The following is a 21,206-nucleotide window of genomic DNA, read 5'->3' as shown; positions in this document are numbered from 1 at the left end:
GGGGCTGGTTTTGTTTTACTTCGTTTATTTCTTCCTGCCGGTCTTTGTTATTAAGCTCTACTAACCTAGGGATTCGGGGCGGGCGCAGAACCCCGCCCCCGTCCGCTCTAATCAGCCTCTTTGTAAAATTACTTGGAGAGCTTCTTGGTGACCATGGTGCCGGCAGCCGCCAGGGAGGCGATCGCAGCCATGACAGCGACATTGATCATGTCGTTGGCACCGGTGGTCGGGTTGTTCTTGTCGGTGTTCTCTTCCTTGTCGGAGCTGGAGGAGTTGTCGTTGTCGACCTCGGTCACGACGGTGCCATCCTTGATGAGCTCGTTGGTGACGAGGAAGTTGTCCAGCTTGTTGGTGCGGAAGGAGAGGGTGTTCTCATCCGCGTCGAAGGTCGCGTTGATGCGGTAGAGCTTGCCATCCGCATAGCGGTAGGTGTACATCTTGTCGAAGTCGTCGACAATGTCGTCAACGTCGAGAGAGAGCTTACCGGTGCCGGAGAAGGTCGGCTTGGCGCCGAAGGTGAAGAATTTGAAATCCTGATCCGGGAACTTCGAGAGAACTTCCTTGATACCCGCGTTGGAGTGGGTCAGGTTCTTGGTGGACTCATCGCTCACGTTGACGGTGAACTCCCAGCCGTTGCCCGCGAGGGTGACGTTCTTGTAGTCGTTGATCTTCGCGATCTTGTTGAACTGGGAAGCGGTGATGACCGGGTTGCTGTTGTCGATTTCGACAGTGTCGCCCTTGTCGAGGCTGTCGATGTAGTCGCCGCCCATTTCCTCATAGCCGTACTGGAATTTGACTTCCTGGCTGAAGACCGGCAGGGTGGTGGACTTCGGGGTCAGCTTGACGTTGTACTTGATATCGACAGGCTTGGTGGTCATGGTGTCGCGGGACTCAACGTACAGGTAGTACTGGCCCTTGTGCTCCTCGATCTCGAAGCGGCTCATACCCTTGGTGGAAACCTTGGAGTAGCGGAACTTGAAATCCTTGATGTTTTCGTCGGTGATCTTGACAGACTTGCCGCCGACGATCATGGAAACCGGGAACTTGTACTCGGTGCCGGGCTCGAGGATATCGTCGCCCAGGACAACGCCGTCTTCGTCGGCGCCGATCGCAATGCCGGTCGCATCCTTGAAGTCAACGTCGGTCACGACATCGGAAGAAGTCGCATCAGAGGAAGTCTCGGAAGAGGAAGCCTCGGAAGAGGACACTTCGGAAGAAGAAGCCTCAGAGGAGCTTTCCTCGGTAGAGGACTCGGACGAGGATTCTTCGGAAGACGAAGAGCTCGTGGGATCCTCCAGGGTGGTGATGTCATCAGCCAGAGCGGTCACGCCGATCGACAGAGTCGTAGCGGCTGCAAGCATCATAGCAAGCACTTTTTTCATGGTATTGGGTTCCTCCTGAAAAATAGTTTCGATCCTCCGGCTCAGCACATCCGAGCCGCTTGGAACGAGACTGAGTATATCCGAGAATCAAGCACTTTTCAAGAGGTTTTTGTTACCAAATTGTAATAATTATCGTGCATATTGCACATCAAACCGCATATAATAATTTCATTTTTTGATTTTTTCAGCAATTTCTAGATATTAGTTATGCAAAATGGAAGCGCAAATGCAGGATTTCTGTCAATCCCATGCAACCGTCGCGCATATCCGCCGCAAAAACGGAGATGCGGCAAAATTTGCCGCGTGCAAACGCGGAAAATCGAATGCGCAATGCCGTTTGGTTCCCGAAAACCGAAAACGCAAATGCCTTTGCCCACGCGGCCGGACAAAATCGCCGGCGGCCGATTCCGGCCGCCGGCGATGTTACAGTCTTTCTTTCATACGCGCACGCGCGCGAATCCTTATCTGCGTTTTCTCGTAAGCGCGAACGCCGTCGCGGAAGCCGCCGCGAGCATGACCGCAACGCCGACGGCGTCGTGGGAGCCGGTCGGCGCGGGCGCGGGTCCCGGCTTGGGCGCGGGGGGAGGGGTCTCCTCCGTCTTCTCGATCGGGGGGGCCTCTTCGATCCCGCCCCAGTCGAGCTCGAGGTCGCGGTCGGAGATCACATAGGTGCCGAGCGAACGCACGCGGATTTTCCATCCGTCGATGCCCGCCTCGGTGTCGTCCTCGTCCGCGTAGGTCATCCGGTCGGTCAGATCCTCGAGGTAGCCGTCGCTGTCGACCAGGTAGATGTGCACGTCGCGCGGGCGCACGTCGCGGTAACGGGAGCCGTACCAGTCGTAGCAGTCGTTCCACGGATTGTAGAGGGTCAGCGTCGCGCGGGAGGTCGAGTCGATCGACGGGCTCCCCACAAAGGTGCGGAAAAAGAGCTCCGCGTTGACCGGGTCGCCGTACTCCTCGTAGATGTCGCGGTCGATCTTCGTGGACAGCTTCGCGTAAAATTTGCGCGAATCGTCGTCCGCCTCAAACTCGAGGCAGGCCACGTCGTCGTCCGCGCCCCAGGAAATCGTGTTGCGTTCGTTGGAGACCGGGTTGAAAACGACGTTCTGTCCCGCCTCGATGTCGGCGTAGTCGCCGTCCTCCACGGGGTTGTCCACCCACAGCTCAAACCGCGTGTTCGCGATGTCGCCGCTCTCCCAGCGGTCGCCGTCGTCCGCGTGGCGCGCCTTGAAATAGACGTCGAAGGTGACCTTGCGCTCCTCCGTCCTGGTCGTTTCCTTGAGCTTGATCTCAATATAATTTTTCCGGCCGCTGCCGTCGAGGTTCTTGGTCACCAGCTTGACGGAATCGAGCAGGCTGCCGTTTTTGTCGCGGTCAAGGCGGAAATTGAACTCGCCGCTGTCGGCCAGCTCGTCCGCCGAAACCGTCCCCGCGCCACCGTGAAATTCGGTGTCGTCGCCGATTTCGATGTAGATTTTTTTGCCCGCGGGCACAAAGTCGGCCGACACCTTGTCGCCAAAGGCGAAATTGTAGTCGCCCACGACCGAATCGCCGTCCGCGTCATAGGCCTCCCCGGTGAGATGGGTATCCGTCGTGATGCTGTACGCCAGCGCGCACACGCCCGCGAAGCTCCCCGCGAGCACCGCCGCCATCAGCACTGCCAACATCTTTTTCATCGTCCAGTCCTCCCTCGCTGTCACGGATTCCGGGGCCTGTTTTTCTGTCGCCCCTCCGTGCCACCAGTGTACCACACGATAACCGTCTTTGCAAGATTTCGTGCAGAAGAACGGGAAAGCGAACCGCCCGGCACAAAGCCGGGCGTCCGTTTTGCGCTTTCTGAAGAAAGCGCCCAAAGACTTTGATCAGGCGAGCCGCCGCCCGCCCCGCATCCGCGGCCCGTGAGACAGGGTTATGGAGGGGCCGGTGTGAAACACGGGCGGCGTGTGCGGAAAGCCGCCGCGCCCCGCCTGCACCAAACGTTTTGAAGGATTCCAAAGGGAACTTTTAAAAAAGTTCCCTTTGGTCACAGTTCCATCATCGTCCGCGCACCCTTGCGGAAGGCGGCTTTATAACAATGCCAAGCAAAATGATTGTAAAGCCGATCCCGATGGTCAAGAGTGTCAAGGAACAAGCTCATCTGTTGATCGTCGAGAGAGTTGCGTAAACTTTTTTCCGCATCGCAGGGTTCCAGAAGCAATTCAAGCAGATATCGTTTTCTCTCCGAATACTCTTTTTTCAAAATCGAAGCCATTCCTACGCCTCCTTTCCCTTTGTCATACACAGTTTCCGTGTATGTGTCAATACACAGATTCTGTGTACATATAATAAAGGCAGGGGTGATGTGATGCGGTTGAGATTATACGATATCCGCGATGAGCACCATAAGCTGCAAAAAGAGCTTGCGGAGTATCTGCATTGTACACAGCAAACTTATTCGCGGTATGAGATCGGCGAGGTTGAGCCGCCCCTGTCCGTAATGGAAGCGCTTGCCTCCTATTATGGGACAAGCGTGGATTATTTGATGGGCCTTACAGACAGGCGCACCCCATATCCCCGCAACAAATAAAGGAAGGCATGACGGCACGTCATCCCTTCCTTTTTATTTTTTGCTTCTCTTCCGGCACGCGCGGCGCATCCGGCAGCCTGCCGCGTTCCGCCTGCATCAAAAGTTTTGAGGGGGTTCCTGGGGGAACTTTCTCGAAAGTTCCCCCAGGCCGGTGTTCGGGATGGCCTTCCGGTTCGCGTTCACGCTGATCTCGGGCGCTTCGGGCGGCGGGTCGGGGACCACCGAAACGTCCAGCGCCACGTCGGAGATGATATAACAGCCGAGGGTCCGGGTGCGGGTGCGCCAACCGTTGATCTCGTTGCCGTCCTCGTCATAGTCGAGATAGGTGAAGATGCCGGTGATGTCGCTGAGGGTTCCGTCCGCCTCCAACTGGTAGATATGGCACCCGGCGGGGTCGGGCTGGTAGTCCTCGTCCTCCCACGGATTATAGAGGATCAGCGTGGCGCGGGAGGTGGAGTCGGCCGCGAGCGCGCCGGTGAAGTCTCGGAAATAGAGGTCCGCGTCGGCCGGGTCGCCGTAAAGCCCGTAAATATCGGGATCGATCCGGGTGGAGAGCTTCGCGTAAAACTTGTCCGCGTCGTTGCTCGCGGAAAAGCTCACCGAGGCGATCCCCTCCCACTCGGCGGTATTTTTGTCATTCGAGACGGGGCGGTAAACGACCCCCTCCCCCGCTTCCAAATCGGCGTCGCCTCCCGACGCCTCCTCGCTCGCGATCCACAGGGTGAGGCGCAGCAGCGCATAGTCGCCCGTGCCGTAGCGGTCTCCGTCCTTGCGCGCGGAAAAGGTGAGGTCGGCCACCGCCTTCTGCTCCTCGACCGCCTCGCTCTCCGCGATCTCGATCCGCAGCCAGGAGCTGCGCGGGCCGTCCCCCAGCGATTTCTCGCCGTACTGCTTGATCTTCAGCAGGCTGCCGCCCGGGCCGCTCTTGTCCGCCTTGAGGCGGAACAGCCCGCTGTCCGCGAGCTCGTCGGCCGTCGCGGCCGCGCCCATCGCCTCCGCGGAAACGTCCCACAGCGCGGTCGTATCCGCCGAGCCGCTTTCGCCCAGGCAGAGGTAGACCGTCTGGCCGGGGGCCACTTCGAAGGTGTAATTGCCCGCGTCGCAGCTGGCGGGCCCGCTCGACGCGACCGCGACCCCATCTCCGTCGACAAGCTCCGCCTCGCCGCCGCGATTGAGTTGTACCGCGACCGAACCGTTGCCGGACGACGCGGCGCCGGCGGACGCGGTCCCGGCGGCCAGCGCAGCCAGCAGGGCCAGCAGCAGGCAGAGCAGACGTTTCATGTTGGGCTTCCTTTCCGAAAAATGCTTTTTCAGGCTTCTTTTCCTTATTATATCCCGGACGGATGGAAAAAGTCAACGGATTTTGTAACCAAATTGTAATCTTTTTCGCGGAATCTGTAACCAATCCGTAACTTTACTTCCATTTTCTAGGATATATTTTCCTGATTTATGAACTTCATGTAAACAAAAACAGGATGCGGCCGAATGGCCGCATCCTGTCCGATCCGCCTTGTTCGTCAGGAGAGCTTGATGTCGAGATAGGATTTTACGAGCGAGACGCACTTGTCCCAGCCGAGCACCGCGCTGTTGATGCACAGATCGTAATTGTCGGCGTTCTTCCAGTCGTTCCCGGTGAAGCAGCGGTAATAATCGCTGCGGCCCTTGTCGGTGCGCTGGATGAAGCGCCGCGCCTCCTCCGCGTCAAAATCGGGGTGAAGCTCGATCGTCTTTTCGATGCAGTAGTCGATCGGCGCGTGCACATAGATGCGCAGGACGTTGTCCAGGTCGCGCAGGATGAAGTCCGCGCAGCGCCCGACGATGACGCAGCTCTCCTTCTGCGCGAGGTCGCGGATGACCTTGGCCTGATAGTTCAGGAGGTTCTGCACGGAGGTGAAATCGGGACTCTCCGGCGGGAGCACCTCCCCGGTATAGAGCGGCTTCCCGGGCTTGATCAGCGGTTTCTTTTTGATCTTCTCATCCACCTGCGCAAAGAGCTCGGCGCTGATGCCGCTTTCGACCGACGCGCGGACGAGCAGCTCCTTGTCATGGTAGCCGATGCCCAGCTCCCTGGCGAGCATCCTGCCGATCGTCTTGCCTCCACTGCCGTACTGCCTGGCGATCGTGATGACGTAGTTTTTCAACTTCTCCCTCCGTCCCTCACAAAATTTGGTCGGTTTCCCCGCCTATAGTATAGTCGATTCGCCCGCCGAAATCAAGACGGACCCCCGGCCTCAGAAGTACCGCGCCGCCACTTCTCCGCCGAACCAGAGCGCGGTTTCGATCCGCGCGTTCTCCGCGCTGTCGCTCGCGTGGATGAGGTTCTGGCAGCTGCGGTTTTCACGGTTGCACTTCTCGTAGGAGTCGCACCCCAAATCGCCCCGGATGGTGCCTTTGTCCGCGTTGGCGGGGTTGGTCGCGCCGACGATTCTGCGGATGTCGGCCACGAGGTCGGGACTTTCGCCGCGCACAACCATCGGCAGCACGTATTTGTCGTTGAAATAGTCGAGCATCTTGCGTTTGAAGTCGGGCCCCAGCTCGGCAAAGACCTGCGCATAGTGCTTGGAGAGCAGCTCCTCGCCCGCCTTGGTGCAGCCGAGCCGCTCGATTTCCACCCCGCCGTGCCGCAGGTAGTCCATGATCTCCTCCACAAGCCCGCGCTCCAGCGCGTCGGGCTTGAGCATGATAAAACCGTAATGCATCTGTCCGGCACTCCTTACTATCGTTATTTTTTTAACGCATATAGCATAGCACCTTTTCCCCCGTTTGGCAACTCCCGGACGCAAAAAAACCGCGCGGCGCCCTAGGGCGCCGCGCGGCAGAAAAACGATTTGATTACTCGACAGTCGCGTACATGAAGTAGAAGTAGCCGAGCGGGGAATGCCAGAAGCCCTTGACCTTCGGGTTGAGCAGGTAGAACTCGCTGTAGAACGCGACCGGGATCGCGCCCGCCTCGTCCATGATGATCTGCTCCGCCTGGTGCATCGAATCGAACCGGACGTTCGCGTCACCGGTGGTGCGGGCGGTCTCCATCAGCTTGTCATACTCGGGATTGCTGTATTTGCCGTCGTTGTTGCCGTTGGTGGTGGTGAACAGGTCGAGCATGCTCGACGGATCGTTGTAGTCGAAGACCCAGCCGTTGCGGGCGATATCGTAGTTGCCCTGGCGGCGGTCGGCGGTGACGACCGCCCAGTCGGCGACCTGAACGTTCAGCTTGACGCCCAGCTCGGCCCACATCTGCTGGAGCGCCTCGGCGACCGGCTTGTGATAGCCCTGCTGGTTGGTGAAGTACTCGATCTCGCGCAGGCCCTCGCCGTTCGGATAACCGGCCTCCACCATGAGCTGCTTGGCCTTTTCAAGGTTGCCCTCATAGTCGTTCGGGTCGATGAAGAGCGGGCTGTTGTCGATGAAGGGGGTCTTGCCGTCCGCGTCGAGCAGGCCGGGGCCGACAAACGCGGTCGCCGGGGTGTAGGTGCCCTGCATGACGGTGTTGGCGATATAGTTGCGGTCGATCGCGAGGCTCAGCGCCTGGCGGAGCTTCGCGTTGTCAAACGGCTCGCGCTTGGTGTTGAGGCTGATATAGTAGGTGCCCATGAGGTCGTCGAGGTGGAAGTCCTCGGTCTCGCGCAGGGCGGGGATCTCCTGAGAGGGCAGGTCCTTGGCGCAGACGATCTCGCCGCTCTGGTAGGCGGTGAGCACCGCGTTCGGGTCCTCGATGAGCAGGAACTTGATCGTGTCGCTGCCGAGCGCGTCATAGTTCCAGTAGTTCTCGTTCTTCGCGTACTTGATGTACTCGCCGGGGGTCCATTCGATCATCTTGTACGGGCCGTTGCTGATATAGCTGGAAACCTGGGTGGCCCACGCCTCGCCGTTGGCTTCGACCATATCCTTGCGGACGGGAACGTAGGTCGGGAAGGCGAGCAGCTGGGTGAAATAGCCGCAGGGAGCGGCCAGCGTGACGGTGAGGGTCTTGTCGTCGACCGCCTTGACCTGCAGCGCGTCGAAATCGCCGGCGGCGGCAGCGTCGTAGCCCGCGATGACGTTGAAGAACTCACCGTAGGGGGCGGCGGTGTCGGGGGAGACGGCGCGTTTCCACGACCACTCGAAGTCGGCCGCGGTCAGCGGCTGGCCGTCGCTCCATTTGAGGCCGTCGCGCAGGTGGAAGGTCCAGTTGAGGCCGTCGTCGGAGACCTCGTAGGTCTCGGCCTGTCCGGGGACGACCGAGCCGCCCTGGTCGAGCGTCATAAGGCCCTCGAACGCGTGGATGATCAGGCTCGCGCCGTCAACCGCGCTGTTGAGCGCCGGGTCGATCGTCTCGGGGTCGGGTCCGATGCAGACCGCCAGCTCGCTGCCGGCAGGCTGGTTGTCCGTCGACGGGGTGGTGGCATCCGTTCCGGACGGATTCTCCGTCTTGGGTCCGCAGCCGCTGAACGCCAGTGAGAAAATCATCACGACTGCCAAGGCTAGTGCCAGTTTCTTCATGCTTTTTTTCCTCCTCTTCATTTTGCATACCGTGGGCATGCGTACGGAGCCCTCAAGCCGGCGGCGCTGCGGCCGCCCGCGCGGTCTTCCGCGGCGTCCTTCCCGGACGCGCGGCGGTAACAAAAGGAATGATCGCTCGTTTTACGAGCGATCAAAAACAGCGGATATCCGCTGTTTTTGTCCAGGATTCTGTTTCCGCCGGGAGTGCGCGCGGCCCTTCGGCCGGCATGAGATCGCCTTTTATTATACACGCATCCGGCCGGTCATGCAAGGCATGTCTCCGGTTTGTAACCTATTTTTGCCGTTTTTTCCTCTATTTTACCTGCTCCAGGTTGTGGCAGGCCGCGTAATGGCCGGGGGAAACCTCGCGGAAGGCGGGCTCCTCCTGCGCGCACCGTTCGGTCGCGTAGGGGCAGCGGGTGCGGAACCGGCAGCCGCTGGGCGGGTTCACCGGGCTGGGCACGTCCCCCTCGAGCACGATGCGCTGGCGGGTGCGGCTCAGCCTGGGGTCGGCGACGGGGATCGCCGAGATGAGCGAGCGGGTGTAGGGGTGCACGCTGTGGAAGGTCAGCTCGCTGCTGTCCGCCAGCTCGACCAGCTTGCCCAGGTACATGACGCCGATGCGGTTGGAGATGTGCTTGACGACCGACAGGTCGTGCGCGATGAACAGGTAGGTCAGCCCCATCTGCTCCTGGAGCTCCTCGAACATGTTGACGACCTGCGCCTGGATCGAAACGTCGAGCGCGGAAATCGGCTCGTCGCAGACGATGAACTCGGGGTCGACCGCGAGCGCGCGGGCGATGCCGACGCGCTGCCGCTGCCCGCCCGAAAACTCATGCGGATAGCGGTTGGCGTGCTCCGAGTTGAGCCCGACCCGCCGCAGCATCTCGATGATCCGGTCGTGCCGCTCCTGCTTGCTTTTGCAGAGCTTGTGGATGTCGATCGCCTCGCCGATGATGTCCCCGACCGTCATGCGCGGGTCGAGGCTCGCGTAGGGGTCCTGGAAGACGATCTGCATCCTGCGCCGGTAGGGCATCATGTTCACGGCCGTCTTCGGCCCGCAGACCGCCCTGCCGGCGGCGTCCTTTTTGGGCTCGCCGTTTTCATCCGTCAGCGGAACGTCGCCGCTGTCAAAGATCGGCTTTCCGTCGTAGACGATGCGCCCGCTCGTCGGCTCATAGAGCCGCAGCAGGGTGCGCCCGGTGGTCGTCTTGCCGCAGCCCGACTCGCCCACCAGGCCGAGCGTCTCCCCCTTTTCGATGTAGAAGGAGACGTCGTCGACCGCCTTGACCACGCGGTTTTCAAAGAGCTTGCCGCCCGCGACGGGGAAATACTGCTTCAAATGCTCCACCTGGATCAGCTTGCTCATTGTTTCTCCCCTCCCGCCGCTTTTTCAAACTCCCGCTTCTGGATCAGCCAGCAGGCGCTGTAATGGGTGTCGCTCAGGTCGGTGTAGGGGGGCATCTCCCGCAGGCAGATCTTCATGCAGGCGCCGCAGCGGGGCGCGAAGGGGCAGCCCTTCGGCGGGTTGAGCATGTCCACCGGCGTGCCCTCGATGGGCACCAGCTTTTCATGCGTCTCGCTGGTCAGCTTGGGGATGCTGCGCAGAAGCCCCTTGGTATATTCATGGCTCGTCTCGTAGAAGATCTCGTCCACCGTGCCGTACTCGACGATCTTCCCGGCGTACATGACGGCGATCTTCTCGCACATGCTCGAGACGATGCCCAAATCGTGCGTAATCATGATGATGCTCATGCCGAGCTTCTCCCGCAGCTCGATCATGAGCTCGAGGATCTGCGCCTGGATGGTCACGTCGAGCGCGGTGGTCGGCTCGTCGGCGATGAGCAGCTTGGGCTCGCAGGCGAGCGCGATCGCGATCATGACGCGCTGGCGCATGCCGCCCGAAAGCTCGTGCGGGTACTGCTTGAGGCGCTTTTCCGGCTCGTTGATGCCCACCAGCGTCAGCAGCTCCGTGGCGCGCGCACGCGCCTCGGCCTTGCTCTTTTTGGTGTGCAGGCGGATGACCTCGCAGATCTGGTTGCCGATCGTATAGACCGGGTTGAGGCTCGTCATCGGATCCTGGAAGATGATCGACACCTCGTTGCCGCGGATCCTGCGCATCTCCTTTTCCGACATCTGGTCGATGCGGTGGCCGTTGAACTCGATCGATCCGCCGATGAGGCGTCCCGGATGCGCGGTCAGCCCCATCACCGAATAAGAGGTGACCGACTTGCCCGAGCCCGATTCGCCCACGATGCCCAGCACGTCCCCCTCCTTCATCGAGAAGGAGACGCCGCCCAGGGCCTTGACCTCGCCCGCGGGGGTGAAGAAGGAGAGGCGTTCATCTTTGATATCCAACAGGTTTCCCATAAAAATCCTCTCCTTTCTATTCTTTCATCTTGGGATCGAAGGCGTCCCGCAGGCCGTCCCCGAGGAGGTTGAAGCTGAGGATGATGATGCTGATGAGCAGCGCCGGCGCGAGCAGCCGGTAGGGGTAGGACTGCAGGCCGTTGAGCGCGTCGTTGGCGAGCGAGCCGAGCGAAGGCATCGGCACCGCGACGCCGATGCCGAGGAAGCTCAGAAAGCTCTCGGTAAAGATCGCCGACGGGATCTGAAGGGTGGTGGTGACGATGAGGGTGCCGATGCAGTTGGTGAGCAGATGCTTGCGGATGATGCGGCCGCTGCTCGCGCCGAGCGCGCGGGCGGCGGTGACGTATTCCTGCTCCTTGAGCTGCAAAATCTGGCTGCGCACGATGCGCGCCATGCCGACCCAGTAGAGCAGCGCGAAGACGATGAAGATGCTCGTCAGGTTGACGCCCACCGCCGCGATCCAGCCGAAGCCCGGCTGCTCGGCGAGGTTTTGCAGCGGATATTTCAGCGTGACCGCCAGCAGGATGATGATCAGGATGTCCGGCACCGTGTAAATGATGTCGACGATGCGCATCATGATGATGTCCACCCATCCGCCGAAGAAGCCGGCGACCGACCCGTAGATCGAGCCGATCAGCAGGATGAGGCCGGAGGCGATGAGGCCGACCAGCAGGGAGATGCGGCTGCCCATCATCACGCGCACGGCGAAGTCGCGCCCGAGGTGGTCGGTGCCGAGGATGTGCGGGAAGACGCTCTCCCCGGCGGCGATCTGCTCGAGCTCGCCGTCCGAATACTGCATGGGCGCGAGGTTTTCCGCGCCGCGGATCTGGTGCTCATAGCTGTAGGGATAGAAGCTCGGGACGATAAAGGAGAAGATCATGACGATCAGGATGACCACGAAGCTGACGATCGCCACCCGGTTTTTGAGCAGGCGCTGGAAGCCGTCCTTCCAGAACCCGACGCTCGCCCGCATCGTGACTAGGCTCTCCTTCTCCGCCTCGTCGGCCGGGAGGAAGTCGTCCACGTTCAGCTGGAAGGTGGGGAATTTCTTATTCTGTTCCGACATCAATCTTCCCCCCTCACTTCAGCTTGATCCGCGGATCGATCAGTTTATAGGCGATGTCGACGATCACGTTCATCGAGACGATGAGCACGGCCAGGAAGATGGTCGTCCCCATGATCAGCGGGTAGTCGCGCCCCGTGATCGAGCCGACGAACTCGCTGCCCAGCCCGGGGATGGTGAAGATCTTCTCCACCACGAAGCTGCCCGTCAGCGTATAGGCGAGCAGCGGGCCGAGGTAGGTGACCACCGGGAGGACCGCGTTGCGCAGCGCGTGCTTGAAGATGCACTTGAACTGCCCGAGGCCCTTGGCGCGCGCGGTGCGCATATAGTCCTGCCCGAGCACGTCGAGCATCGACGAGCGCATGAGCCGCGCGATATACGCCGTCGGGTAGAAGGCGAGCGCCGTCACCGGCATGATATAGTGGAGCACGCTGTTGAGCCCCACCGTCGGCAGCCATCCGAGCTTGAGCCCGAACAGCATGAGCAGCAGGGTGCAGATGACGAAGCTGGGCACCGCGATGCCGCAGGTGGCGATGAAAATGACCACGTTGTCCGCCCACTTGCCGCGGTTGAACGCCGCGATGCTTCCCAGCGGGATGCCCACGCAGACGGCCGCCAGGATCGAAAGCCCGCCCAGGCGCGCCGACACGGGGAATTTGGTGGCGATGATCTGCGCCACCGTGCGCCCGCGCTGCTTGACGCTGAGTCCGAGGTCGCCCTTGACCAGGCCGAGCATATAGTTCTTATACTGGACCGAGAGGGGCTTGTCCAGCCCGTACTTCTCTTCCATCGCGGCCTGCGCCTGCGGGCTGACCGCCTTTTCCGCCAGGAACGGCCCGCCGGGCACCAGATTCATCAGGAAAAAGGTAATGGTCGATACCAGATAGATGGTCAGCACCGCCATCGCCACCCTCTTCAGGATGTATTTTCCCACAGTATCACTTCCTTCATTTGTTTGCGTCGAAATCCGGGCCGTTTCGACGGCCCAGCCCCGCCGCCGCGGGGCCGCAAGAGTGCGGCTCCGCCTGTTTCTGGAGCAAAAACAGGCGTTTCCAGCCAAAAAACACCGGCCTGTCGCACTTCGTCGCCATAAATATTAATTTTACCGATTTTCGCGGATTTTGTCAACGGCGCACAGCCGGATATTCCCTTTTTCTGCCGAGAAATGTTTGCCTGTATCCGAAATGAGACCCGCTCGGAGGCCCGCGCCGGCCAATCCCGGAATCGGCGGCGCGAAAGAGCCCCGGTTTCCTTTCCGGAAACCGGGGCTCTTTTCGTTCAGCCCTGCCTTCGCAGATGCGCGCCCGTCATCAGGCCCTTTTCATACCGGTCGATCTTCTCGTCGAGCCGGTCAAGCGACCGCTGCATTTCGGCCATCCGGGCCGCGAGCTGGCCGCGCTGCTCCTTGAGCAGCTCCTTGCGGGCGTCGATCGTCCCGTCCCCCTGCTGGAAGAGGTTCACATACTCGATCAGCGCCTCGATCTGGACTCCCGCCGCCCGCATGCACTTCATCAGCTCGACCCAGCCGCAGGACGCCTCGTCGTAATCCCGGATGCCGCTTTTGCTGCGGGGCACCGGCGGGACCAGCCCGATGCGCTCGTAGTAGCGCAGGGTGTCGGCGCTGATCTCATATTTCCTGCTGACCTCCGCAATCGTCATGGCTGTTCTCCTTCCATCATTTCCCGAACATGTCGGCCGCCTGCTTCATATTTTCGACGGCGGGGACCCCGAACGGGCAGCGCTTTTCACACGCCCCGCACGCGACGCACTCCCCCGCCTTATGGGAGAGCGCGGCGTAATGCTCCCGCACCGTCTCGGGCACGCCGCCCTGCGCCTTCGCGAGGTTGAGGAATTTGGTCACCGTCGCCACGTCGATCCCCTTCGGACAGGGCGCGCAGTGTCCGCAGTACATGCAGTGGCCCTCCCAGCGGATCCGCGGGAAGGAGGCGAACGCCGCGGCGTAATCCCGCTCCCCGTCGGAGGCGGTCTCGTAGGCGAGGGAGGCGCGCAGGTCGTCCAGGCTGCGCGCGCCGACCATGACCGAGGCCACCGCCGGGCGCGTGGCGGCGTAGTGCAGGCACTGGACGGGGGTGAGCGCCTTGCCCGCCGGGGAGAGCTCCCCGCTGAGCAGGTCGCCGCCGCCGAACGCCTTCATGACGGTGATCCCCACCCCCATGCGCTGGCAGGTCTCGTAGAGCCGCTCCCGCGTGGGGTCCATGTTGGTGAGGCCGCCGCTGTAATTGTCCGGAGCCCACAGCTGTTCCACGTCCTCGTTCGGCGGCTGAAGGTCGTAACAGGGGTTGACGCTGAACATCAGCACCTCGACCAGCCCGCTCTCCACCGCCGCGAGCGCGGCCTCGGGGTTGTGGCTGCTGACGCCGATGTGCCGGATTCTGCCCGCACGACGGAGCTCCCGCGCGTAGGCCATCACCGGCCCCTCCGCGATCTCCCGCCACAGCGCGGGGGAATCGACATAGTGGATCATGCCGACATCCACGTAATCCGTGCCGAGGTTGGCGAGCATCGTTTCAAACGCGGCGCGGACCTCATCGATCCTGCGGGTCGCGCGGTACTGCCCGTCCTCCCAGACGGCGCACAGGTGCGCCTGGAGGACGAACGCCCCCCGGCGGTCCCGGATCGCCCTGCCCGTCCGGCGCTGGACGTCGGGGTTGGGGGTGTAGAGGTCCATGCAGTTGACCCCGTTTTCAAAGGCCAGCTGGAAGAGCTCTTCGGCAAAGGCGTCGTCCCGGAGGACGAAGCCCTCGCAGCCCAGTCCGATCTCGCTGACCCGCAGGCCGGTTTTTCCAAGTTCACGGTAGTTCATCGCTGTTCCCCATTTCTCCTGTCGTTTGTGAGCCCATTGTAACACTTGGAGCGCGCTCCAAGTCAACCCCCAATTTTGCGTATTTCCGCCAAATCGATCCGTTCACAATTTGTTTACTTGACCTGGAGCGCACTCCATGGTGTAGGGTTTAAACGAACCGGATCCCCTGTGCAAAAAACGGGGCCCGGAGCGGGCGCCGCGCGGCGCTCCATGCCTTCCGGGCATTTTACACCATCAAAAATAAGCATTTGCTATTCTTTGCGCGGGAAATGATACTTTTCCCAGAAGACCGGACCCAAAAGGAGGTATCCCGATGAACCTGAAAAAACGACTGACGGCGGCAGCCGGCGTCTTCCTCTCCCTCTGCGTGGCCGCGGGGTGCGGCGCCGGGGCGGCCGGCGCGCCCGGCGCGGCCGCTTCCGGGTCCCCGCCCTCCAGCGCCGCGGCGGAACCCGCCGCCCCCGAACCGGCGCCCGCCCCCGAACCGGAGCCTGACAACAGCTGGACGCGCGACGCGCCGGAAAACCACGGGATGGACCCCGCCGTGCTTACGCGGCTGCACGAGGCGCTGGAGGGCTCGTCGGTCCACGCCATGGTCACGGCGAAGGACGGGGTCCTCATCGACGAGTATTACGGCGAGGGGTACGACGAAACGAGCGTGTTCCCGCTGCACTCCTGCTCCAAATCCTTCACCGGCGCGCTCGTCGGCATCGCCATCGACGAGGGGCTGTTCGGCGGGGTGGACGATCCGCTGTCCGACTACCTCCCGCAGGCGGCGGAGCCGGAGGACGCCCGCAAGCGTCAGATCACCCTGCGCCACCTGCTGACCCACACCTCCGGGCTGGAGTGGTACGAGTGGGGCGGCGGCCAGAGCAACTGGGCGGAGTTCCAGTCGGCCCCCGACTGGGTGGCCTATATCCTCGGGCGGCGGCTCACGGCCGAGCCGGGCGCGGCCTTCAACTACAGCACCGGAAACACCCACCTGCTCTCCGCGGCCCTTCAGCAGGCCGCCGGCAAAAGTCTGCTGGAATACGGGCGGGAGAAGCTCTTTGAACCGCTCGGGATGGACAGCGTCGTCTGGCGGGCCGACCCGCAGGGCGTCACCGACGGCGGCAACGGCATCTCCATGACCGCCCGGGATGCGGCCCGGTTCGGACAGCTCTACCTCGAGGGCGGCGTCTGGAACGGCCGCCGCCTCATCCCCGCGGACTGGCTCGCCCAGTCCACGGCCGCGCAGAACAACGGCGCGGGGGACGGCACCGGCGGCTACGGCTACCAATGGTGGGTGCGTTCCTTTGGCGAAGGGGGCTACGACACCTACTACGCCTTCGGCGCATGGGGGCAGTACGTCTTCGTGGTGCCCGAGCTCGACCTGGTGACGGTCATCGCCAGCCACTACCCGCAGAACAGCTACGCGCCGCGCCCCTTCTTTACCGACTACGTCCTCGCGGCGTACGACGGGCGGCGGCCTGAATAAAAAACAACGAAACCGGCAATGAGGAAGGAAAGAGGGAACCAGACATGATCTACAAAGACTTTCAGGATTTGAAGCTCTCCGCGCTCGGGCTGGGCGCCATGCGCCTGCCCGTCGTCGACGGGGACGACGCGCGGATCGACGAGGCCGCGGCGGAAAAAATGGTCGATTACGCGATCAAGCGGGGAATCAACTATTTCGACACCGCGTGGGGCTATCACAGCGGGCGGTCCGAGCTCGTCATGGGGAAGCTGCTTTCCCGCTACCCGCGGGACCGCTTTTTCCTCGCGGACAAATTCCCCGGCTACGACCTCTCCAATATGGGCAGGGTGGAGGAGATCTTCGAGGAGCAGCTGAAAAAATGCCGGGTGGATCACTTCGATTTCTACCTCTTCCACAACGTCTGCGAGATGAATATCGACGCCTATCTGGATGAGCGGCACGGCATCTTCGACTATCTGGTCAGGCAGAAGGAGGCCGGGCGCATCCGGCACCTGGGCTTCTCCGCCCATGGGAGTTACGGGGTGATCGAGCGGTTCCTCAAGGCCTACGGCGACCGGATGGAGTTCTGCCAAATCCAGCTCAACTACCTCGACTGGACCTTCCAGGACGCGAAGGCGAAGATCGCCCTGCTCGACGGATACGGCATCCCCGTCTGGGTGATGGAGCCCCTGCGCGGCGGGCGGCTCGCCTCCCTCTCCCCGGAAGACGCCGCGAAGCTGAAGACGCTCCGCCCGGGGGAGGGCGTCCCGGCCTGGGCGTTCCGGTTTTTACAGTCGCTCCCGAGCGTCACGGTCGTGCTCTCCGGCATGTCCAGCTTCGCGCAGCTCGAGGAAAACCTCGGCACCTTCGAGGCGGAAAAGCCCCTCGACGCCCGCGAGATGGAGGCCCTGCTCGCGGTCGCGGACGGCATGGTCCGGAAGATCGCGCTGCCCTGCACCGCCTGCCGCTACTGTACCTCCCACTGCCCACAGGGGCTGGATATCCCCTCGCTGCTGGCGCTCTACAACGAGCACTGCTTCACGGAGGGCGGGTTCCTCGCGCCGATGGCCCTGTCCGCGCTGCCCGAGGACAAACGCCCGCCCGCCTGCCTCGGCTGCCGCAGCTGTGAGGCGGTCTGCCCCCAGCAGATCAGGATTTCAGAGGCCATGGCGGATTTCACGGCGAAGCTGAACGCGTGACCGTCCGCGCCCCCGCGTCCCGGCGGGACGATTCTCCGGCGCTGGCGGCCCTCCGGGGTTGGCCGCGGATCGGATCTTCTGACGGAAAACAGGGGGCGCCTCGTTGAGGCGCCCCCTGTTTTCCGTTGTCATTCCGGGCGGCGGCCGGCCTGCACGCCCGCGGAAAAATCCTCCAGGATCCGGTCCAGCGGGTCCCCCCGGACCATCTGCGCCGCCGCGCCGTTCAGGAGCTTCAGCAGGTTGAAGGGAATCCGTGAATCGGTGTCGCTGTATATCCGGTCCTCCCCGATCAGCGCGAGCTGCTCGGCAAACAGGGGGTCGCCGCTCTGCGCGCCCTGAAGCGGGCTCAGGCTGTTCTGTTCCGCCGCGTAGCTCTCGATGTGCTCCGGCTGCATCAGGAAATCCAGAAACCGCAGTGCCTCCTCCCGGTGCGGGCCCTCGTTGTTGACCCCCACGAGGACCGACGCGCGCACGCAGGTCAGCGGGCCCTCGTCCCCGACCGGAAGGCCGGCGTACCGGTATTGAAAGCCGGGCTCCCCGGCCAGAAAGGCGGACAGGCTCCAGCTCGGCGCCACGGCGAAGGCCACCCCGCCGCCCGCGAACTGTTCCCCGAGCACCTTGCGGTAGGACCGCGCGTCCGTCTCGCCGGACATCTGCTCCCGGTCGATCAGGCCGTTTTCCACCAGGGCGTACACGTCGCGGATTCCCCCGGCGTAGACCTCCTCCGCGGTCAGCCCTTCCGACACGGTCCGCGCGCCCTCGATAAAGGGCGCGGCCGAGCGCCCCGACATCAAAAAGGAGATGCTCGCGGCGTTGCCCTGATAGTTGACCATCGGCGTGTAGCCATGGTCGCGGACGATCTCCATGTCCCGCACCCACTCGTCAAAGGTGCGGGGCATCTCCCCGATCCCGCAGGCGCGCAGCACGTCCATATTGCCGAGCATCCCCACGACGCTCAGGCACATGGGCACCGCCGAAATTTTTCCGTCCACCGTGATAAGCTGTTGGATGATCGGGCTGTAGCGCTGTACAAAGTCCTCCCCCGAAAGGTCGGCGATCAGCGTGCCGTACCAGCCCCTGGTTTCGTAAGTGGTCAGCGCCTGGTCGCTGATCATGAACAGGTCGTCGGCGTACCCGTTCTCGAGGCGGTTGGTCAGGATGTCGACAAAATCGTCCCCCAGCCCCTCGTAGACGATCACCACATCTTCATTTTGCTCCATGTAGCGGTTGAGGATGCCGTCGATCTCCTCCACCTTGTCCGCGCCCACCTTGAAGCCCAGAAAGCGCAGGTTGACCGTTTCCCCGGCCCCGTCCACCACCTGGACCCCCTTCTCCCGGCACCCTGCCGGGAGAAGGGCGAGCAGGACGGCCATGAGGGCGCAGACGGCCCTACGGCGCAGCTTCATCGCGTTTCTCCCCCCTTCACTGCCCGCCCGATGGTCTGGAGCAGGTTCTGGATATCGATCGGCTTGGCGATATGGCCGTCCATACCGGTCTCCAGCGCGCGGGAAACGTCCTCGGAAAAGGCGTCCGCGGTCATGGCGAGGATCGGCAGGGAGGAATCGGCCCGCCCGAGCGACCGGATCGCGCGCGCCGCGTCATAGCCGTTCATGCGCGGCATCTGGATGTCCATGAGCACCAGATCGTACCGGCCCTCCCCGCCCGAAACGAACCGGTCCACGGCTTCCTCCCCGTCCGCCGCCCGGTCCACCTCGGCGCCGAAGTGGCTCAAAAGCTCCACCGCGATCTCCGCGTTCAGTTCGTTGTCCTCCGCCAGCAGGATGCGAAGGCCGTCGAGCGGGCGGTCCTCCGTACGGTCCGCGGCGGGATTGGTCCCGCCGCCCAGCGCCGCCGCGACCTTCGACGCAAGCAGGGGCTTGCCGAGGCAGCCCGTTCCCTCCGTCGTCCCGGCGGACGGCAGGCTGAACCCGCTCAGGCAGAGGACGGCGCCGCACCGGCGCGCGGCTTTTTCCGGCCTGCTTTCGAGCCGGTCGTCCACGATCACCAGATCCGGTCCCGAGCCGTCCGGCATTTCCAGCGTCTCCGGTACGGACCCGGCGCAGGATACCCGGTATCCCGCCGCCGAAAGCGTGTGCCGCGCGGCCTCCAGCGTCTCGGGGTCGGCGTCAGCCACCAGGACGGCCTTGCCCGCCGGTTGCCCGCCGTCCCCGTCCGGCAGCGCCGCGGGCAGGGAAAGCCGCACGCGGAAGGCGCTGCCCCGCCCGAGGGCGCTCTCCACTGTGATCTCCCCGCCCATCAGGCGGACCAGCTGCGCGCTGATCGCCATGCCGAGCCCCGTGCCCCGGCTGAGGGAATTTTTCTCCTGCGTGAACGGCTCGAACACCATCGCCTGGTACTCGGGGCTCATGCCGACGCCGTTGTCCTCCACCTCGATCCGCACCAGCATGTTGTCTGCGCGCTGCGGATCCCGCCCGCCAAAGAGCCGCAGGCGGATGCGGCCCCCCTCGGGCGTGTATTTCACCGCGTTGGACAGGATGTTGACGAGGATCTGGCTCAGACGCATCCCGTCCCCGACCAGGCATTCCGGGCCGTCCCAGAAGGCGCAGGCGTCGAACGCGTGCCTGCGACCGCGCATCAGCGGCAGGACGAGATCGACCGCCTCCTCGACCACCGCGCCGATCGGGAAGGGGGCGTGTTCGAGCGTCATCTTGCTGCTCTCGATCTTCGACATGTCCAGCACGTCGTTGATGATCCCGAGCAGGTATTTGGACGAGACGCCGATCTTGTCGAGGCAGGCGGCGATCCGGTCCCGGTCGCCGGTGTTCAGCTTCATGATCTCGGTCATGCCGACGATGGCATTCATCGGCGTGCGGATTTCATGGGACATGTTGGAGAGGAAGCTGCTCTTGGCCTCGCTGGCGAGCTTTGCCGCCTCCACCTCCGAGCGCAGCTTCCACCGGCGGCGGCTCATCCAGAGCAGGAGCGCCGCGCCCAGCAGCACCGTGACGCCCAGCAGGACGATGGCCGCGATGGCGATCATGCCGTTTTCCTGCAGCGCGTCCGACGGGATGATCGAAACGATGAACCAGTCGGCCCGCTCTTCGAGCGGGACAAAGCAGAAATAACAGTTCTCGTCGCGGAAATCCAGCTGCACCGTACAGGCCTCGCCCCGGGCCAAGACGGCGCGGATCTCTGCGATTACCGCCGGGTCGTTGCTGCGGTAGGCCTCGAGCATGGTGAACAGCCCGGAGTAGAGCCCCTGCCCGAATTTGTTGTGGGGCAGCATGATGAAGGTCCCCTCGCCGCCGGAGATCATATAGCAGTAGCCCTGCTGGCTGTGGAACTCCATGAAGTCGTCCATGTACAGGTCGTCGAGCACGCACTCGGCGTAAAACCGGCAGGGGACGCCCGCCACCGTGCCGGAGACGGCGACTGCGGTCTGCCAGCGGCCGCTCTTCCCGAGGTACCCGGCGGAAAACGCGCCGTCCTCCGGGCAGAGCTCCTCCAGCCGCGCGGCGTCCCCGGCGGTCAGGCCGTAGTCCTCCGTCAGCGGCGCGCCCTCCTCCGTCACGACGTGGAGGCGGAAGATCGGGTGGCCGTCCAGCTGGCGGGAGGCCATCTCCCCCACCTCGCCGGGGCCCGCGCCGCTCGAGGCGACGCTCCGTGAAAAGGCGGCCAGCGACGAACGGATATCCTCCAGCCGCAGCTCCATCACCTCGGCGGATTTCAGCGTCATCTCCCACGCGAGGGTCTTGCTCTCGTTCACGATGCGCGTATAGAGGTGGAAGGTGAACGCGCCGACCCCCAGCAGGATGAGGAGCAAAATCAGGGCCGCCCCGGCAATCGACCGCCCGCCGCCGGGTTCCCGGCCGGATCCTTTCTTCATCTCGCGTCCCTCCTGACCGT

The 21,206-nt window shown here is 62.9% G+C and carries 18 protein-coding genes; 3 read left to right on the top strand and 15 right to left on the bottom strand.

Going from position 1 to position 21,206, the window contains the following annotated elements; translation table 11 throughout:
• Positions 1–128: 128 nt before the first annotated feature.
• From RCI06_RS01400 to RCI06_RS01390, 3 genes are all read right to left on the bottom strand, one after another.
• Positions 129–1,382: a hypothetical protein gene (locus RCI06_RS01400; protein ID WP_306573762.1), complete on the bottom strand. Its 1,254-nt coding sequence runs from the start codon at positions 1,380–1,382 to the stop codon at positions 129–131.
• A 461-nt stretch (positions 1,383–1,843) separates the two neighbouring features.
• Positions 1,844–3,058: a hypothetical protein gene (locus tag RCI06_RS01395; RefSeq protein ID WP_306573760.1), complete on the bottom strand. Its 1,215-nt coding sequence runs from the start codon at positions 3,056–3,058 to the stop codon at positions 1,844–1,846.
• Between the two features lie 347 nt (positions 3,059–3,405).
• Positions 3,406–3,633: a DUF6809 family protein gene (locus RCI06_RS01390; protein WP_101552269.1), complete on the bottom strand. Its 228-nt coding sequence runs from the start codon at positions 3,631–3,633 to the stop codon at positions 3,406–3,408.
• Positions 3,634–3,726: 93 nt separating this feature from the next.
• On the opposite strand from RCI06_RS01390, the gene RCI06_RS01385 reads away from it, so the two are divergent.
• The gene (locus tag RCI06_RS01385) at positions 3,727–3,948 is read left to right on the top strand and encodes a helix-turn-helix domain-containing protein (protein ID WP_121586090.1); all 222 of its coding nucleotides are present in this window, start codon (positions 3,727–3,729) and stop codon (positions 3,946–3,948) included.
• 96 nt (positions 3,949–4,044) lie between these two features.
• Here the strand turns inward: RCI06_RS01385 and RCI06_RS01380 are convergent, their stop codons facing one another.
• The 10 genes from RCI06_RS01380 to RCI06_RS01335 all read right to left on the bottom strand — a co-directional run bounded on the left by RCI06_RS01380 (position 4,045) and on the right by RCI06_RS01335 (position 14,684).
• Positions 4,045–5,229 (bottom strand): hypothetical protein, encoded by a 1,185-nt coding sequence (locus tag RCI06_RS01380; RefSeq protein WP_306573758.1) that lies wholly within the window; start codon positions 5,227–5,229, stop codon positions 4,045–4,047.
• A gap of 236 nt (positions 5,230–5,465) precedes the next feature.
• On the bottom strand, positions 5,466–6,089 hold the full coding sequence (locus tag RCI06_RS01375; protein ID WP_101552275.1) for an AAA family ATPase: 624 nt from the start codon (positions 6,087–6,089) through the stop codon (positions 5,466–5,468).
• A 90-nt stretch (positions 6,090–6,179) separates the two neighbouring features.
• Positions 6,180–6,647: a nucleoside-diphosphate kinase gene (locus RCI06_RS01370; RefSeq protein ID WP_306573756.1), complete on the bottom strand. Its 468-nt coding sequence runs from the start codon at positions 6,645–6,647 to the stop codon at positions 6,180–6,182.
• A gap of 133 nt (positions 6,648–6,780) precedes the next feature.
• The gene (locus RCI06_RS01365) at positions 6,781–8,427 is read right to left on the bottom strand and encodes a peptide ABC transporter substrate-binding protein (RefSeq protein WP_101552278.1); all 1,647 of its coding nucleotides are present in this window, start codon (positions 8,425–8,427) and stop codon (positions 6,781–6,783) included.
• 313 nt (positions 8,428–8,740) lie between these two features.
• The gene (locus RCI06_RS01360; RefSeq protein ID WP_101552281.1) at positions 8,741–9,796 is read right to left on the bottom strand and encodes an ABC transporter ATP-binding protein; all 1,056 of its coding nucleotides are present in this window, start codon (positions 9,794–9,796) and stop codon (positions 8,741–8,743) included.
• Positions 9,793–10,797, bottom strand: a complete 1,005-nt coding sequence (locus RCI06_RS01355) for an ABC transporter ATP-binding protein (RefSeq protein ID WP_101552283.1) — start codon at positions 10,795–10,797, stop codon at positions 9,793–9,795. The genes RCI06_RS01360 and RCI06_RS01355 overlap by 4 nt, the downstream gene beginning before the upstream one ends.
• A gap of 16 nt (positions 10,798–10,813) precedes the next feature.
• Positions 10,814–11,863 carry an ABC transporter permease gene (locus RCI06_RS01350; protein WP_101552285.1) on the bottom strand — a complete coding sequence of 350 codons (1,050 nt, stop codon included), beginning with the start codon at positions 11,861–11,863 and terminating at the stop codon, positions 10,814–10,816.
• 13 nt (positions 11,864–11,876) lie between these two features.
• Positions 11,877–12,794, bottom strand: coding sequence for an ABC transporter permease (locus RCI06_RS01345; RefSeq protein ID WP_306573752.1), 918 nt, complete (start codon positions 12,792–12,794; stop codon positions 11,877–11,879).
• 344 nt (positions 12,795–13,138) lie between these two features.
• A complete protein-coding gene (locus RCI06_RS01340; RefSeq protein ID WP_121586097.1) occupies positions 13,139–13,519 on the bottom strand; it encodes a MerR family transcriptional regulator in 381 nt (126 codons plus the stop codon).
• 16 nt (positions 13,520–13,535) lie between these two features.
• A complete protein-coding gene (locus RCI06_RS01335; protein ID WP_121586098.1) occupies positions 13,536–14,684 on the bottom strand; it encodes an aldo/keto reductase in 1,149 nt (382 codons plus the stop codon).
• 313 nt (positions 14,685–14,997) lie between these two features.
• Here RCI06_RS01335 and RCI06_RS01330 point away from each other — a divergent pair, with 313 nt between their 5' ends.
• Both RCI06_RS01330 and RCI06_RS01325 read left to right on the top strand, forming a co-directional pair.
• Complete coding sequence (locus RCI06_RS01330; protein ID WP_306573748.1) at positions 14,998–16,161, top strand: serine hydrolase; 1,164 nt, start codon at positions 14,998–15,000, stop codon at positions 16,159–16,161.
• Positions 16,162–16,205: 44 nt separating this feature from the next.
• Complete coding sequence (locus RCI06_RS01325; protein WP_306573746.1) at positions 16,206–17,339, top strand: aldo/keto reductase; 1,134 nt, start codon at positions 16,206–16,208, stop codon at positions 17,337–17,339.
• Positions 17,340–17,467: 128 nt separating this feature from the next.
• Here the strand turns inward: RCI06_RS01325 and RCI06_RS01320 are convergent, their stop codons facing one another.
• Together RCI06_RS01320 and RCI06_RS01315 are read right to left on the bottom strand one after the other, a co-directional pair.
• A complete protein-coding gene (locus RCI06_RS01320; protein ID WP_276872443.1) occupies positions 17,468–18,745 on the bottom strand; it encodes an ABC transporter substrate-binding protein in 1,278 nt (425 codons plus the stop codon).
• Complete coding sequence (locus tag RCI06_RS01315) at positions 18,742–21,186, bottom strand: response regulator (RefSeq protein WP_306573744.1); 2,445 nt, start codon at positions 21,184–21,186, stop codon at positions 18,742–18,744. The genes RCI06_RS01320 and RCI06_RS01315 overlap by 4 nt, the downstream gene beginning before the upstream one ends.
• Positions 21,187–21,206 lie beyond the last annotated feature (20 nt).

It is taken from the genome of Anaerotruncus massiliensis (ex Togo et al. 2026) (genome assembly GCF_030825285.1).
Taxonomy (GTDB): domain Bacteria; phylum Bacillota; class Clostridia; order Oscillospirales; family Ruminococcaceae; genus Anaerotruncus; species Anaerotruncus massiliensis.
The sequence above is the reverse complement of the archived record's forward strand: the minus strand, read 5'-3'. Positions and strand labels throughout refer to the sequence as shown.